This window comes from Ochrobactrum sp. MYb379, assembly GCF_037479515.1.
In the GTDB taxonomy this organism is placed as follows: domain Bacteria; phylum Pseudomonadota; class Alphaproteobacteria; order Rhizobiales; family Rhizobiaceae; genus Brucella.
In genome coordinates this window covers 1-15381 of the sequence record NZ_JBBGYW010000014.1, presented here as the reverse complement: position 1 = coordinate 15381, position 15381 = coordinate 1, and the positions used below count along the sequence as shown (strand labels likewise).

The following is a 15381-nucleotide window of genomic DNA, read 5'->3' as shown; positions in this document are numbered from 1 at the left end:
AAAAAAGCCCCGCATCGCGGGGCTTTTTCCGTTTCAATTACGAGCGAATAACGCCCTTCTTGAAAATGATATTACCATAAAGGCGCTTTTCACCCGAACGGATGACAGCATAAGCAGCGCTTGCACGATCATAAAAAGCAAAACGTTCAATTGGCTCAACTGCGATCTTGCGGCCTTCAGCCTTTTCGATGATCGCTTCAAACTCACCAAAAATCGCTGGCGTATCATTCGGCGCTTCCATGACAGCCGCAGGCAGATCGACAAAGTCATCAAGCGGCAAAAGCGACAGAACAGCCTCTGCAACGTCAGTTGCGCTGATGCCCGGCAAATCGATAACCTGAACGCCAGAAGCCTGTGCAGGATAATTGGCGTCAACGATAACCAGATCGTCGCCATGGCCCATATCCGCAAGCACTTCGAGAAGAGAACCAGTCAGCAGTGGGTTTATATTTTTGAGCATTGATGAGTTCCGAATGGTGAATTTTAATTTGCGCACCCTATCTGAAATTCGGCTGAAAAAGCAAACGCCGGCTACATGAGCCGGCGCTTTTGTTCATCCATTAAAGAATGCTCGTATTAGTCGGCAGTTGCTTCAATATTGATCTTGTCGAGGATCGACATCGGATCTTGCGAAACAGCAATCATTTCCAATGCACCGATACCGCGTTCAGACTTCGATTTCGCAGTCACTTCAAAGGTCTTCGGCTTAGCCAAAAACGTATTGAACGCCGAGATTACGCCCTCAAGCTGTGGCTGATCGGCAGCAAGTTCCTGCAGAACTGCACTCGCGATAAGTGTAAGTGTGCTGCGTGCTTCTTCAACAGACATGTCGTTTTCGTCTGCATAGAGCTTCAGTCCCTTTTCAGCGAGACCTTCATTCTCAACCTTCAGCTTCACTTCACGCGCCTTAAGCCCGAGAAGTGCAACCTGAGCAAGAACCTTATCGCCAGAGAAAAACTCCTTGGAAAAGCCGCCCATCAAGCCGGACATTGAAATCTTGCCCATATCCTTGCCGCTCACAGAAATGTCCTTAATGATAAGGTTCTGTGTTGGCTCATCCCAGTTTGCTTCGACGTTTGAAGAAATCGTGACGCGGTCATAACCAAGCTTACGAAGCTGCTGATACATCTCTTCGCCGCTATCCGCAGGCACTGGCAAAGACATATCTTCATACGTAATACGAATATCAGACGGAATGCCGTTTACAGGCTTATTCAGCGCGACTTCATAGCTTTTAACGCCAATTTTCATGCGATGTGGCAGACCGTCCGGCTTTGGAGCTGGATTGCCGTCTTCATCCTCAATATCAATATCATCATTGACGTTGTTATCATAAGGAACATCGGCTTCGATGCCTTTGACAACAATTGTCCCAAACTCTGGCAGCATCGTCGTGAATGGGAAATTTTCCATTTCCTCTTCATTCAAAGCGGCAAACTTTGTTATCGCTTCCGCTGAAGGTGCCCAATTGAAGCCTTTAAGCGAGAACTCATCCAGCTTAACGTAATCCTTGCCATTGCCAGCATTGAAGCCATTGAGCGACATATCAAGCTTCTTATTGTCGAACGCCATCGACATTTTCTCGATGCTGCCTTCGCCCTTTTCAGCATCGCCTGGCTGAATCTTCATGCCAAGCAGTTCAACGTCGCCCTTACCAATCGTATCAAAAAGACCGATCAGACGAACAAAGAACTCTTTACGCTCTTCCGGCGGAAGCGCATCAATATCCTGAGCTGCTTCCAGCTTTTGCAAGGTTTCCGTAATTGGCTCCGCTGGCAGGCGCATGGTGAAACCATTGCTGCGGATTTCAGCATAGCTGAAATTCGATTTCGTGCTTTTAATCACGATGTCTTTTGCAGAGAATGGCCCATAAACTGGCTTGGCTTCGGTGTCATTTGGACCCGCAGCTTCGGTGTAAAGACGCGCGATGAAAACACCGTCAATGTCTTTACCTTCTGATACGCCGATCGTGCCGGCCATGCGTTCTTCTTCAATCGTGCCTGACTCATTTGGCAATGTCAGATCGAGATCAAAGGTCGCTCCAGAAGAAGTATAGCGCGCCACGTGACCATGCACGATATCTTCAAGTGTAACATCCTTGTAGGACGTCTTTTGTTCCTTATCGTTCAGCATCTGAACGACATTGATTTCTGGAATAGACATGCTCTTTGCAGAAAAACGACCAACGCGCTCGGCAAGGCTCAGCTCACCATTCCCAAAAGTGTCGCGCAACATGCCAATGTCGAAATTGGCGTCGTCAATAAGAACACTTGGCAGCGCAATTTTGAACTGCGCAACTTCTGTTTTGATGTCCTTGGCGTCCAGCATGCCATTCAGGAACAGGATTTTTGGACGACCTTCAATCGAACCAATCGTAATGTCCGTGCCGTCTTTAAGAGGCAGGACCACATCGGTCAGCTTGATATGACCAAGGAAGTCAGCTGAAACGGAGGCAGCTTTACCGCCGCGCCGTTCAAGCTGAGCATTGATCGTCTTTTCGAGTGTAATCTTGTATCCGACTGCACCTGCAGCGGCGATGGCGATGACTGCTACTGCTGCCCAAAGCGCCTTGCGTCCGCCTTTGCGTTTTCCGCTCGTTGCCTGCTCCACGATTTCTCATCCTTTCAGCGCAATTTCAACGGTATCTGATAGATGATTGGTTAATCACAAGAAATTGTAAGAGCAAGCAGGATTGGCCGAAATTTGGGATTTTTGACCATCCGGTGGAAAAATGCTCGCAATTTTGCAAATTTATTCAATGGAAACTGCAAAAATCTACCGTAGTCGTTTGCGCGTGTGCAGGACGAAATCATCATCGATTTTTAACAAATGCCCATCGATTCCATAAACCTCGTTGAGCAAATGAGGAGTAAGAACCTCTTCCGACATGCCATCGGCAACGAGTTTGCCCTGATCAAGAACAATCAGCCGCGTGCAGTATTTTGCAGCCAAGCCAAGATCATGCAGCGAGGCGATCACCGTCTTTTTCTCTGCTGCAAGCGCAGTAAACACTTCCATCAGTTCAAGCTGATGCGCAGGGTCCAGTCCGGCCACTGGTTCGTCTGCCATGATGATAGGTGTATCCTGCGCCAAAACACGCGCAATCAAAGCGCGCGCTCTTTCACCGCCCGATAATTCATTGGCAGGACGCAACGCAAACTCAGCCACACTCATACGCTGCATTGCTGTTTCAATGGCGGCTTCATCGCCGCTGTCCAAACCGGCAAAAACCGGCTTCAACGCTGAACGCCCGAGCGACACAAGCATACGAACCGTGACGGGCCATGCAACATCGCGTTCCTGCGGCAGATAAGAGATCGCCTTGGCACGGTCGGCGACGTGCATGCGTCGCAAGTCCGAACGATTGAGTAAAAGATTGCCATTTGAAGGCGTAAGCCCAAGTATTGCGCGCAAAAGCGTTGTCTTACCGGCACCGTTCGGCCCGATCAGGCCGATAAATTCGCCTTCACCCACTTCAAAGCTGACAGTTTCAAGAACGGCTTTGTGACCGAGCGACACATCAAGGTTTTTAACGGAGAGCATAGTCATACCAGCCGCCTCCGATATTTAAACACAAGCCACAAGAAGAACGGAGCGCCGATGATTGCGGTCAGCACACCAAGCTTCAATTCGCGCCCAGGCATGATCACTCTCACCAGAACATCGGCAGCCAGCAATAGTGCCGCCCCACCAAAGGCACTGGAAACGAGCAGCCGCGATGGTCTTGCACCAACCAGCGGACGCAACAAATGCGGCACCACAAGGCCGACGAAACCGATTGCACCAGCTACTGCGGTCGAGGCCCCGACACTGGCCGCAGTGCCAAGAACTGCCAAAACCTGAACGCGGGAAAGATTAACGCCCATACTGGCGGCAGCATCCGACCCCAGTGTGAGACTATCGAGCGCGCGTCCGAGCGAAAACAACATCACCCAGCCAATCAAGATAAATGGCGCTGCAAGCCACACATGCGTCATTGAGCGATCAGCCAGAGAACCCAGCATCCAGAACACGATTTCCATCGCCGCAAATGGATTGGGCGACAGATTAAGCGCAAGTGCCGTCATGGCCCCTGCAAGACTGGTGACGGCAACACCTGCGAGGATAACCGTCAGCGTTCCGGCGTGACGCCCTGCGAGAGCCTTTACCAGAAAGACTGACAAAAACGCACCGACCAGCGCCAGCAATGGCAGAGCCAGCGGGAAAACCTGCGAAAGCCCGGTATAGATTGCGATCACTGCACCAAGGGATGCGGAGGAGCTCACCCCAAGAAGTCCCGGTTCAGCCAAAGGATTGCGCAAATAGCCCTGAAGGGCCGCGCCTGAAAGCCCAAGCGACGCACCGATCAACAAGGCAAGGATTGCACGTGGAAGACGTATCTCACGCATGACCAACACAATCACATCGCCCTGCCCGGTAAAAAGTGCCCGAATACTCTCACCCACACTGATCGATGCAGGACCAACCAGCAGAGAAAGTGCAAAGAGCGCGAGAACCAGCAAACCCAGAGCAACAAGCAGGAGATAAAAACGCCCGGTTTCAGTCACGCGCGGCCTCCGCGAGCTTTGCAACAGCCTCAACACTGAATGGCCCACCACATACTGTCAGATTATCGTTGAGTGCCACCGTCCGCGTATGGCCTTCAAGAGCACGCAATGCCGGATGCTCGAAATTCTCAAAAGCCAGTGCCGGCGGTCGCCCGCGTGACCCTCGAACCAGAATATCAGGCTTCTCCATGACCAGCATTTCCAATGGCAACATCGCGGAACCACGAACGCCTGCCTTGTCGGCGATATTATCAAGCCCCGCCAGACGGATCGCTTCATCAATCAACGTCCCGCGCCCCGCCGTATAGCTATTGGCATAATAAAGCGCCACAGTTGGCTTGCGATCAGGCCTTCTGATCGACAATAAATCCGCATCCATTGCAGCAATCTGACGTGCAGCTTCTTCTTGGCGTCCCAACAATTCCCCCAGCCGCTTCATATGCGTTTTGATATCCTGAAATGATCGTGCAGGCGCGAACTCCTCAACCCGCACGCCCAAATCACGCAAAAGCCCAACTGTTGCACGCGAAGAGAATGTACCTGCCAACACCAGATCGGGCTTCATGAGAAAAACTTCCTCCGCCTGCCCATGATTAACGGGCAATCCCTTTGCCTTCTCACTCATCACTGACAAAAGAGGATCACGCGAGAGATAGGACACCGATTGCAATTGCGCGGGATCAGACAGCAATATTGCAAGCTGATCCGTGCAGACATTCATCGACACGACACGTTGAGGGCGTTCTTCTGCGAATGCAGAATGAAAGCCAGCGAGAAACAGGCCTGCCAGAAGACAAAGCCTCAGATTCTTCATAACTGTCTGTCTACGCGCCCACATCATCTGCAATCAGAAATTCCGCGTTAGCCCAATATTTATGGTGCGCCCGGGCGCAATATAGCCAGACGTTGTCTGATAATCCTTGTTGAAAATATTCTCGACCGACAGCTTAAGTTGAGACTGCGCATCGATGTCATAAAGCGCAATGAAATCTGCCGTTACATAGGGATCAAGCTTATTGGTGTTGGCAGCATTTGTGAAACGTGAACCGCCATAAAGCAGCCGCGCAGTCAGATCGAGTTTGTCGACCGGCTTGTAGCTAACTTCTGCCGTTGCTTTGACCCGTTCGCGATAAGCCAGATCATTATCACTGTCTTCATCAATCGGACGCTTCAGATCAATAGAGCCTTTCACACCCCACCTCTCGTTAAAGCGATGAGACAGCGTGGCTTCAAAGCCGGTGATCTTTGCTCGCGCAACATTATAGGGCAGATAAGAAGGCGCTGTGCTCATGATCGCATCGCGCAACCACGTCTGGTAAAAAGCCATATCGAGGCTGGTTTTATCTGTTGCCTGCCAGTTAAGACCCACTTCATAAGAACGGGATTTTTCTGGTTGCAGATCAGGATTTGCATAACCGGGATAATAAAGCTCATTGAAGGTCGGCGCACGAAAGCCTGTGCCAAATGACGAGCGCAGCACCAAATCAGGCAATATCTCATAGCTCGCTCCGGCATTATAAGTCACAACGTCGCCAAACTGCTCGTTGTGATCATAACGCACGCCGCCATCAAAGCGCAGCGCATCATATTCCAGCGAATATTGTCCGAACACTGCCGCCAAATCGCGACTGGTTTCCGCATAGACCGTCGTGGCATTCACCTCCTCACGATAGGCCTCAACCCCACCCGTCACCACATGAGAGACGCTGCCTGTTTCAAATTGCTTTTCAGTCGAAGCAAAGAGTCCGTAGCGCTTGGTTTCAAACAGATCAGAACCACTAACGTTCTTACGGAAGTTCCGACTGTGATCCAGCCCTGAACTGAGTTCAATCGTCGAAGACCAGTCGTCCGTATGATCAATACGCGTGCCAATTTTTCCATTGAAAGCGGTCGTGTAAGCTTCGTTAAAAGACGGTGCTGTTGCGTCATATTGGTTGCGCCCGCGGCTCAACAGACCATCCGTATAAATGCGGCCCCAGTCGAAATCCTTTGCAAGGGAGAAATTGAACGAGCCTTGCAGAAATCCATCACGATCCGGTTCATAACCGAATGTTCCCGGCTGTTTGAAATTATAACCTTGCGTACCTGTTACCGCCGCACCAAACGCATAATCAATGCCGTCTTTGCTCTGGCCTTGCAGAGACGCAGACGCATAGCCACCCCATGGATGCGTGACGCCCGTTGTAACGCTGCCACAGAAAGAACGCTCACCGCAGGCACCGCCCTGCTTGGTGATGATATTGATCACACCGCCCATCGCATCCGCACCATATTGCGAGGAATGTGCACCTTTGGCGATTTCAATACGATCAATTGAACTGAGTGGAATATTGGCAAGCGATGTTGCGCCAGTCGTCGCTGATGCAGTTCGTACGCCATTGACTAAAACAACGGTCTGTTTCGACGACATACCGCGAATATGGAGATTGGAAGAGGACCCCTGCCCGCCATTGGTGGTGATCGAGATACCGGGGTAATATTGAAGCAGTGATTGCAGATCAGGCGCTGCTGAACGACCTATCTCTTGGCTGTCAATCACCGTGACGGACGATGTGGAGCGCTGCAACGACGTCGCGCGACGAAGCGGCGTGACGACAATCGTATCGAGCACAAGGCCATCCTGAGCGTTAGTGTTCGTCTGGGAAAAGGCATCAAGCGGCATAACCACCAAAATAGTGGATGCGAGATAGGCCGATAGTCGGAGAATATGCATTAGTCTACTTCCTGCGCGCAAGCGTTGCTTCACCGCAGGTGTCAGAAATCAGGGCGTAAACGCCCCGTCTTTGTCCCACGGCAACATTTCACAATGTCACCGCTACGGACGGCCGCGACTGGACACCCCTCGTGTCAGCCATGGGTGACTGGATGCGGCAGGTCTCCTGACTTCCGGGTCTTCATCAATCCTCCGCCTTCCCGAACGCGAATGTTCAGTGGCTATGATCGCGATAACGATCATGGGAGGACGACTCTCCGGTCACAGTTGCGGGGGCAGTCTCGGTCTCAGCTCTTCAAATAAGCCTCACCGTGTTCCCTTTTCATCCACCCTTGCGGGCAGAACCGTATCCTAGGGCGAGCGATAGCAAGCGGATCGCAGATTATCAACTGCAACATAATGCCCCTCTGAATCACATTGGCAGCAAACATTCAGAAGCTATTGAAGCACAAGGTATTTTGAAAAGGAGTTTTCGCGGGTGCTGATTGAGAGAGATGGAGGGCAATGTTGACAGCACCCGCTGACTGTCGATCAGGGCAACACTGCAAAAAAAGATCGCGCTGGTGCGCTCGACAGATCCTTGAATGAGAAATTCTTAGCCGGGATGTCGCTTTAGGTTGGGCCTCGACATCCCGGGCCGTCAGTTCTGGTGGAACCTGACAACGATCAATCACTAGCACCAGCAGGCAGATGCTTTCTTTGATTTAAATCAATTAGATAATAAATATATGCGATCTCACCCGCTATTTTTGCGGGCTGCACTTGCCCCATCTTTTTTTCAAATATGCAGAAACGCTTTTAAGTTTGGGATCAGACAGAAATCCTTGGCGGAAAAGAATGCTGCCTTTTACCTCTGGTATTGCGTTGTTGAGATCAAGCTGGCGCTTAATTTCATCGACGCCATTTCCCTCAAGCCACTCGGGTTCAGACTTCGAAGAACTACCAGCCCGATATAGCGCCATACCGATATAGAGATCGGTCTTCGAACCGCGCACAGTATCCGCCCACCATCTGACAATCGGACCATAGGGCACATCTTTGCGCCCGGACGACCAGTAAACCTGCGGCGCTATATAGTCGATGAGACCATCCTTCACCCAAGCGCGCGTATCAGCGAAGTCGCCATCATAATTAGTTTTGCCCGCACGCGTCGCAGAGCCACGCGGATCATCCGCCTGATTGCGCCAGACACCGCCCGGGCTAATGCCAAACTGAACATGCGGTTTGATCGCCTTGATCCGGTCTGAAATTTCCTGCACCAGCGTATAAGTATTGTAGCGTCGCCAGTCATACTTACTGGAGAACTTTGTCCCAAAACGCTTATAGGTTTTGTCATCCTTGAGCGGCGAGCCTTGGGTTTCATAATAGAAATAATCGTCGAACTGGATACCATCGACATCGTATTTCTGAACCACTTCGGCAGTGATATTACTCACCCATTGGCGCACAGCCGGAATGCCTGGATCAAGGACATAACGATCCGCTGAAATACCCACCCATTCCGGATTGGTCTTATAGACGCTCGGCGGGGAATCATTGGAAGAGCCCTTCAGCTCTTTGCGTGTCGCAGGCCGCACATCCATCGAAACCCGGTAGGGATTAAGCCATGCATGAAGCTCAATACCGCGCTTATGTGCTTCCGAAATCGCAAAGCGCAACGGGTCAAAGCCCGGATCTTTTCCAAGCGTGCCTGTCAGATAAGACGACCACGGCAGATAATCTGATTTATAAAAGGCGTCCGCAGCAGGCGAAACCTGAAAAATAACAGCATTGATGCCATGTTCGGTTGCCTCATCAAACATGCGCACCAGCTCTTGCTTCTGGCGCTTCACGCGTTCGGAATCATTTTCAATCTGTGTAGAAGCTCTCGATGGCCAATCCAGATTAAGAACAGTCGCAACCCAGCTCGCATGAAATGTATCGCAATCAAGTGGCATGGATTATCGAAGCCCTATTCTATTTTATATCAACGACATATACGGTTTGTTATGATCGTCTGAGTAACTACTTTAAAGTTGCATAAAGTCAAAGCGAGGGCACGATGTATAAGAATATACTGGTCACTACCGATGGTTCAGAGTTTGCGGAACGCGGTCTTGTTCATGGATTTGACACGGCAAAAGCCATGGGCAGCAAAGTGACTGTCCTCACTGTGACTGCACCCTATTCGCTTTCCGGCCTCCCGGGTGGATTTACCGACAGCCCTACCTTCATCGAACGTTATGAAGAAGAGTGGAACGACTTTGCTGACGCGGCTCTCGCACGCGCCCATGAACTAGCAAATGAAGCAGGTGTTGAAATTCATACATTGCATGTCGTGGCACAGCATCCTGCGACATCGATTATCGAAACCGCCAAAGAACTACGCAACGACCTGATTGTTATGGCGTCACATGGTCGCCGTGGCCTCAAAGGCATGTTGCTTGGCAGTCAGACTTATGAAGTCGTGACGCACAGCAAGGTTCCGGTGCTGGTAGTCCGCTAAAGCATTCCCAACAAAAGTGCGAAGCAGTTTTGTGCGGGATAATGCGCAAAAGAGACAATTAGGCCGTCTGATGCCCAGTGGCGCTTTCAATATCAACGCGGAAGAAAACTGGATCCAGTTTGCGTTGTGTGCCGCCACTGGTAATCGTCTTGGTGTAAGCTGGTTCCCACCACGTTGGCTCATTTGAGAGCATATTCACGATGGCGGCCTTTTCCTGATCCCGCGTAATTTCGCGATAATGACCATTCACGACAACGCTGCGCCATTGCGTTTTTGAGACAATCTGATCGAATAAAATACAGACAGCACTGTTCTTTCGCATGGCCTCAGTTTTCTGACCGTCTGTAGTGAAAGAATAGAGCGCGCCGCCGCTGAACTTAAACCCAAGCGGTACGACATAGGGCCGATTATCAAGCACATAACCCAGCCGACCAATCTCGGTATGCTGGATCATATCGCGGACATCAATTTCAGACATTTCTTTGATCAGCATATCCAGCGTCCCTTATTCATCGAACCTATCGATAGATTACTATGGAGCAGCGATTGCGCTTTGACTGCAATCAAAACATGAAAATCAAACGAACAAGCGCCCTTCTGCAATCTTCACAGCCGTCCCACCAATACGCGCGCCGGTCAGCACTTGTTTAGAAACATCAAGCTCAAGACGAATACGCGAAGGGCGGCCCATCTCCATGCCCTGCTCAATCCACCATTGCGAACTGCCATCCATGGGCTTGTCTTTGGCAAGGATCATGCCCGCAAAAGCAGCAGCAGCAGACCCTGTCGCTGGGTCTTCATAGACATTCGATCCTGTCACAAACATACGTGCGTGATAGTTGCTATCGAACAAGATTGTCTCACGGCAATAGACATAGATCGGCAAGGGCCGGTCGCCGACATGCGGCAGGCTTTCGCTGACATAAACGGGATCAATAGAGACTTTTGCAGCCGCAATCAGGTTATGAACCGGCACGAGCAGATAGGGAGTGCCAGCGCTCCATATCGCTGGAATATGATTTTCAAAACCAATTTCATGCGTACCAAGTCCGATAGCGGCAGCGGCTTCTTCTTTCTCGATTTTAATATCGATCTTTTCTGGCAAGCGTGGCAGATCAAATTCGGCAAAGGCACTGTTCTCACCGAGAATAACCCCGCAACGAACAACGCCGACTTTTTCTTCCAGCGTAACAATCCGGTCGGACTCATCACCTGTCCTGCGATGTCGTGCCAGAGATACAGCGGCACCAACAGTCGGGTGCCCTGCAAAAGGCAGTTCGTAATCAGGTGTAAAAATACGGACCGCCGCTTCGTGCATGGGATTTTCAGGCGGGAAAATGAAGACCGTCTCAGACAGGTTAAACTCGCGCGCTATTGCCTGCATGCGCGCATCGGTCAGACCTTCGCAGTCATGAACGACAGCCAGTGGGTTTCCTGCCAATGCCTTATCGGCAAAAACATCAAAAACCTCATAATACCGGCCGGCACTGGCAGCTTCGGTCATCGTTCACGTCTCCCTCAGATCACAGTCGGCGAATAGCCTTGAGCTGCGAGCATAGCCAATTTATCGGCGCTGTCATCTGTAAGAACCAATCGTTACTGTTGATTATCAAAATGCCAGTCAGCAAACGCCCGCACATAAGGCGGCGTCGCCGGTCCCATTGCCCCAGCCTGTGTGACCGGAATGATTTCTGACAGCTCCGGCTCCGCCTGTTGCGCCAGATTGGTCTCAATCTGCTTCAGCAATTCAGCGGTTGAAAGATCAAAATAATAACGACGAAAAAGCGCAACGCTCCCGTCAGCTGTCACCAGATGCGTCTTTGCTTCCACCTTGGCATCACCAAGCTTTATGCCCGTTTCCTCAAAGACTTCACGAGCCATATTGGTTTCATAATCCGCATGTCCGTCGACAACATCATTGTCATCAATCGAGCCTGCGGGAAAATAAACGCGGCCGGCCACAGCATTGTGTGAACTCATGCGCGCAGCCATCAGATGTCCCTCTGCCGAAACTATGACGCCCACGCCAAAGATGTGCCATGGCCGCACCGTTTGCTTGTCTTTGCGCCAATACATGAGCGTTGCAAAGCTTGTGCGATGAAAACCGGCGGTGAATGAACACCCTTCAAGTCTCGCTTGAGGTGCCAGATAAATTTCACCATCAAACAATGTCGGATTGGCCTGACATTCACCCTGCCAGTTTTCGGCAATGGCTAGGTTGTTCGCCTGCGTGTAATCAAGTGGGCCGGGCAAAACCTGCACATCAACACGGTCAATTTCATAGATCGTGTTTTCTTTTACATTCTGCATGCGCGACCTCAATCTCAAACGATGTTCAGCGTCACGGCCACAGGGCAATGGTCGCTGGCTTTCGGGCGATCCCATCCAGTGCGTGGATAGCGATCCACCTCCTGTCCCGGCGGAAAAACCGTGCGCCATGGCTGACCACGGCGGATAATCTGCGGGATCGCACCACCGTTTTTGTCTGCCAGCGCTGGCGACGCGAGGATGTAATCAAGCTGGCAAAGATGGCGCTCCTGCGGCCCACGCGTATGATAAAGCGTCCAACGATCCATCTCTAGGCGACGTTCCACGAGATTGATAGTAAAGCCATCATTCAACAAAGTATCGAGCGCACTGGCCGCTTCTTTAACCGGCGTGAACTGATAACCGTTCCACTCATCACCCTCGATGATAATCCGCTCACGATAATCATTGAAATCACCGCAAATGAGCCAGCGCTTGTCTGCTGTATTGCCCGAGCCAAACTTCTCTTCAATGATATGGCGAATTGCACGCGTTTCGGCGTGTCTGACAGGTAATGACGCGGTGCGACCATCCATCCCGTTGCGGGAACCGCCCATCGATTTCAGATGTACGACAAACAATGTCAAAGGCTTGCCGTCGATACGCATATCAAGACAAAGACAATCGCGTTTGAAAATGCGGTCATGCGGCTCTAATCCCAGTTCAGCCAGCACCGGCTGATAAAGGTCGAGTTCTTTATAGGTTACATGCGCATGGCTGGTGACTTCCAGCACTTCAATCCGCTGACCATCCCGCGTCGTATCCCGCGCCATGACGGCAACGTCGATGCCACGACTATCGTTACCATCGATTAGATATTTGTTGCGATAGCCCTGCCCGACCATCTTGAAAAGATAGCCATATTCAAAGGCATTGAGTGCAGCGAGATTATCGACTTCTTGCAGGCAAAGCACATCGGCGCGCGTTTCAGCAATAGCCAAAGCCGTCATCTGCCGCGTATCGTCGGTATGGGCAACCGCCCGCGCCTGCTCAAGCAGACGGTATTGCTTTTCATCGCTGATCTCAAAGAGCTTAAGCGAGCGGTCCTGATGCAATTCATTGCGAAAACCGGAAAAATCAAACCGGCGCATCAGATTTTCGACATTAAATGTGGCTATTGTAAACATGCCTGCGCAATTTCGCGACTTGCGCTATAATTAGCAAGTGGTTCTTTTCAGGATTTTACAGCCACATTGGCTTTGTTCGAAAACGTCACCATATAATATTTTTAATCAGGATAACGAAATGCTTGGAAAGATAGGACGCATTACAATTTGCACAGGTCTGTTTGCGGCAAGCCTCGTCGGCAGCGCTGCGGCTGTTGATTTGAATACGCCTTACGTGCCGTCTTTGCGCCCAAGCACACCGCCTGTTGCTGGCGCATTGCCACGCTCCTATCAGCCAAAGGCCGGATCGCCCAAATGCTATGGCGCGGGATGCCGGGACAGCGGCAATTACATCTCGCGCGAAGGCATACCGATCTACAAGAATGGTGATCCGCTTCAGGTGCGACCAGCTGATCGCAGAGCAGTGAAAACAGTCGGCCCAAGCAGCAACCATATTTCATGGTGCTCGAACCAGTACCGCAGCTATCGTACTTCGGATAACACATACCAACCCTTGGCAGGGCCGCGCACGGGCTGCAATTCGCCATTCCAATGAAACAAAAAAGCCGGGCAATGCCCGGCTTCTGAATTTATGCAGCTTCCGATTTGGAATGCGTGCGGATCAAGCGACCAAGTCGCATGATACCTTCATCAATCATTTCATCATTGGCACATGAATAGCTCAGGCGCAGCGTATTCGCGCCCGTACCATCAGCAAAGAATGCCTTACCTGGTACGAAAGCCACCTTCTCGCTTTCGATAGAAGCTGCAAGCAGTGATGCACCATCCATGCCCTTTGGCAGCGTAACCCAGATGAACATGCCGCCTTCAGGCTTGGTCCAGTCTGTGCCTTCCGGCATATACTTGGCCAACGCTTCCAGCATCTTGTCGCGGCGGTGCTTATAAACACCATGCAGCTTTGCGACTTGTGCATCGAAACCTTTTGAGGCTACGCGATGAACAACAATCTGGTTGATCGTCGAAGAATGAAGATCAGCCGCCTGTTTCATCAGAACGAGCTTGCGGATAACCGCCTGCGACGCAACCACATAGCCAACACGCAGACCTGGTGCGAGGGTCTTCGAGAACGAGCCGCAATAGATCGTGCGGGTCTTTTCAATATCACCGCCGTTGCGCTCAATATCGAGCGACAGGATCGGCGCAATGGCTTCGCCATTGTAACGCAGATACTGATAAGCAGCGTCTTCGATGATCGGAATATCGAGCTCATCCGCATCAGCCATAAGCTTCTTGCGGCCTGCGAGATCAACGGTTTCGCCAGTTGGATTGCTGAAATCTGCCGAGAGATAAGCAAACTTTACCTGACCGCCAGCATCTTCCGCATGCTGCTTATAGGAAGCCGGTGTGCGGTTTCCATTGAGCGAGAGAATGTCATAGGTCGGCTCATAGGCATTAAATGCCTGCAACGCACCAAGATAGGTAGGCGCTGTCACGAGTGCCGTATCATTAGGCGAAATGAAAAGCTTGCCGAGATAATCGAGCGCCTGCTGCGAACCGGACGTAATGAAGACATTATCTTCCGTGCAGGGAATGCCGATTTTAGCAAGTTCGCCTACAAGCCATGAGCGCAACGGCTTATAGCCTTCAGATACCGAATATTGTAGAGCTGCATTGGCTTCAGGGCCACCAAAAATATCCTGATAAGCGCTCTGAAATTCAGCATGCGGAAACAATGCCGGGTCCGGAATACCGCCAGCAAAAGAAATAATATCCGGACGCTCCAGCAATTTCAGAAGTTCACGGATTTCCGAAGCGCGCATACGCTTCGAGCGCGTTGCAAATACAGTTTCCCAGTCCAGCACCGGAAATCTCCTCAATATGATGGAGGCAAAGCCTCCTCAAACTCGCCAGATAAAGTTCTAGCGATAGCGCAATTTTTTGCTAACGAGAACACTTTCTTCCATGCTCAGACGGAATAAAGATATTCTGAATTGTTTTGGCTGAACAACGCACAAAACATAAATTCAATCGGCGTTTGGCGATCTTTTCGTGCGCTACGTTTCACACGAATAAAGCTCTATGCATGAAAGGGGCGCAAGAAACGCCCCTTTATTTTCTTCAATCGAAGGGCACTGCAAAATCTGATGAAATTCTGACTCTGGCCGACGCATCGGCCCAAAAATCGTTTTCGATTTTTGGATAGATCGACGCATCTATCTGAAAATTAGAGCGACCTTTGTGCGCCCTAACGGGCGCACGGCG

At 50.9% G+C, this 15381-nt stretch carries 14 protein-coding genes and 1 riboswitch; of the genes, 2 read left to right on the top strand and 12 right to left on the bottom strand.

What is annotated here, in order from left to right; all coding sequences use genetic code 11:
• Window positions 1-37 precede the first annotated feature (37 nt).
• From WH356_RS19230 to WH356_RS19200, 7 genes are all read right to left on the bottom strand, one after another.
• Complete coding sequence (locus WH356_RS19230) at window positions 38-460, bottom strand: RbsD/FucU family protein (protein WP_339513692.1); 423 nt, start codon at window positions 458-460, stop codon at window positions 38-40.
• Window positions 461-576: 116 nt separating this feature from the next.
• On the bottom strand, window positions 577-2610 hold the full coding sequence (locus WH356_RS19225; protein WP_339513690.1) for a hypothetical protein: 2034 nt from the start codon (window positions 2608-2610) through the stop codon (window positions 577-579).
• A 165-nt stretch (window positions 2611-2775) separates the two neighbouring features.
• Window positions 2776-3549: an ABC transporter ATP-binding protein gene (locus tag WH356_RS19220; RefSeq protein WP_339513689.1), complete on the bottom strand. Its 774-nt coding sequence runs from the start codon at window positions 3547-3549 to the stop codon at window positions 2776-2778.
• Entirely contained in the window at window positions 3546-4547 is a 1002-nt protein-coding gene (locus tag WH356_RS19215) for a FecCD family ABC transporter permease (protein WP_339513687.1), read from the bottom strand. The genes WH356_RS19220 and WH356_RS19215 overlap by 4 nt, the downstream gene beginning before the upstream one ends.
• Complete coding sequence (locus WH356_RS19210; protein WP_339513685.1) at window positions 4540-5361, bottom strand: ABC transporter substrate-binding protein; 822 nt, start codon at window positions 5359-5361, stop codon at window positions 4540-4542. The genes WH356_RS19215 and WH356_RS19210 overlap by 8 nt, the downstream gene beginning before the upstream one ends.
• 33 nt (window positions 5362-5394) lie before the next feature.
• Window positions 5395-7260, bottom strand: coding sequence for a TonB-dependent receptor domain-containing protein (locus WH356_RS19205; protein ID WP_339513683.1), 1866 nt, complete (start codon window positions 7258-7260; stop codon window positions 5395-5397).
• 139 nt (window positions 7261-7399) lie between these two features.
• A riboswitch (cobalamin riboswitch) is annotated at window positions 7400-7624 on the bottom strand.
• A 379-nt stretch (window positions 7625-8003) separates the two neighbouring features.
• Window positions 8004-9197: a glycoside hydrolase family 10 protein gene (locus WH356_RS19200; RefSeq protein WP_339513681.1), complete on the bottom strand. Its 1194-nt coding sequence runs from the start codon at window positions 9195-9197 to the stop codon at window positions 8004-8006.
• A 104-nt stretch (window positions 9198-9301) separates the two neighbouring features.
• On the opposite strand from WH356_RS19200, the gene WH356_RS19195 reads away from it, so the two are divergent.
• Entirely contained in the window at window positions 9302-9745 is a 444-nt protein-coding gene (locus WH356_RS19195; protein ID WP_339513679.1) for a universal stress protein, read from the top strand.
• Between the two features lie 58 nt (window positions 9746-9803).
• Here WH356_RS19195 and WH356_RS19190 read toward each other — a convergent pair whose 3' ends face one another.
• The 4 genes from WH356_RS19190 to WH356_RS19175 all read right to left on the bottom strand — a co-directional run bounded on the left by WH356_RS19190 (window position 9804) and on the right by WH356_RS19175 (window position 13179).
• Window positions 9804-10238 (bottom strand): pyridoxamine 5'-phosphate oxidase family protein, encoded by a 435-nt coding sequence (locus WH356_RS19190; protein ID WP_339513677.1) that lies wholly within the window; start codon window positions 10236-10238, stop codon window positions 9804-9806.
• Between the two features lie 84 nt (window positions 10239-10322).
• The gene (locus WH356_RS19185; RefSeq protein ID WP_339513675.1) at window positions 10323-11249 is read right to left on the bottom strand and encodes a PhzF family phenazine biosynthesis protein; all 927 of its coding nucleotides are present in this window, start codon (window positions 11247-11249) and stop codon (window positions 10323-10325) included.
• 92 nt (window positions 11250-11341) lie between these two features.
• Window positions 11342-12055: an NUDIX domain-containing protein gene (locus tag WH356_RS19180; protein WP_339513674.1), complete on the bottom strand. Its 714-nt coding sequence runs from the start codon at window positions 12053-12055 to the stop codon at window positions 11342-11344.
• Window positions 12056-12069: 14 nt separating this feature from the next.
• Window positions 12070-13179 carry an endonuclease/exonuclease/phosphatase family protein gene (locus tag WH356_RS19175; RefSeq protein WP_339513672.1) on the bottom strand — a complete coding sequence of 370 codons (1110 nt, stop codon included), beginning with the start codon at window positions 13177-13179 and terminating at the stop codon, window positions 12070-12072.
• Window positions 13180-13297: 118 nt separating this feature from the next.
• On the opposite strand from WH356_RS19175, the gene WH356_RS19170 reads away from it, so the two are divergent.
• Complete coding sequence (locus WH356_RS19170; protein ID WP_339513670.1) at window positions 13298-13714, top strand: BA14K family protein; 417 nt, start codon at window positions 13298-13300, stop codon at window positions 13712-13714.
• Between the two features lie 34 nt (window positions 13715-13748).
• On the opposite strand, the gene WH356_RS19165 is transcribed toward WH356_RS19170, so the two are convergent.
• A complete protein-coding gene (locus tag WH356_RS19165; protein WP_339513668.1) occupies window positions 13749-14981 on the bottom strand; it encodes an aminotransferase-like domain-containing protein in 1233 nt (410 codons plus the stop codon).
• Window positions 14982-15381: the final 400 nt, after the last annotated feature.

Bases quoted from the DNA above. Each gene is read 5' to 3' on its own strand.
- WH356_RS19190 (WP_339513677.1), bottom strand. From the start codon at position 10,238: ATGCTGATCAAAGAAATGTCTGAAATTGATGTCCGCGATATGATCCAG.
- WH356_RS19200 (WP_339513681.1), bottom strand. From the start codon at position 9,197: ATGCCACTTGATTGCGATACATTTCATGCGAGCTGGGTTGCGACTGTT.
- WH356_RS19230 (WP_339513692.1), bottom strand. From the start codon at position 460: ATGCTCAAAAATATAAACCCACTGCTGACTGGTTCTCTTCTCGAAGTG.
- WH356_RS19210 (WP_339513685.1), bottom strand. From the start codon at position 5,361: ATGAAGAATCTGAGGCTTTGTCTTCTGGCAGGCCTGTTTCTCGCTGGC.
- WH356_RS19195 (WP_339513679.1), top strand. From the start codon at position 9,302: ATGTATAAGAATATACTGGTCACTACCGATGGTTCAGAGTTTGCGGAA.
- WH356_RS19170 (WP_339513670.1), top strand. From the start codon at position 13,298: ATGCTTGGAAAGATAGGACGCATTACAATTTGCACAGGTCTGTTTGCG.
- WH356_RS19175 (WP_339513672.1), bottom strand. From the start codon at position 13,179: ATGTTTACAATAGCCACATTTAATGTCGAAAATCTGATGCGCCGGTTT.
- WH356_RS19180 (WP_339513674.1), bottom strand. From the start codon at position 12,055: ATGCAGAATGTAAAAGAAAACACGATCTATGAAATTGACCGTGTTGAT.
- WH356_RS19205 (WP_339513683.1), bottom strand. From the start codon at position 7,260: ATGCATATTCTCCGACTATCGGCCTATCTCGCATCCACTATTTTGGTG.
- WH356_RS19185 (WP_339513675.1), bottom strand. From the start codon at position 11,249: ATGACCGAAGCTGCCAGTGCCGGCCGGTATTATGAGGTTTTTGATGTT.
- WH356_RS19220 (WP_339513689.1), bottom strand. From the start codon at position 3,549: ATGACTATGCTCTCCGTTAAAAACCTTGATGTGTCGCTCGGTCACAAA.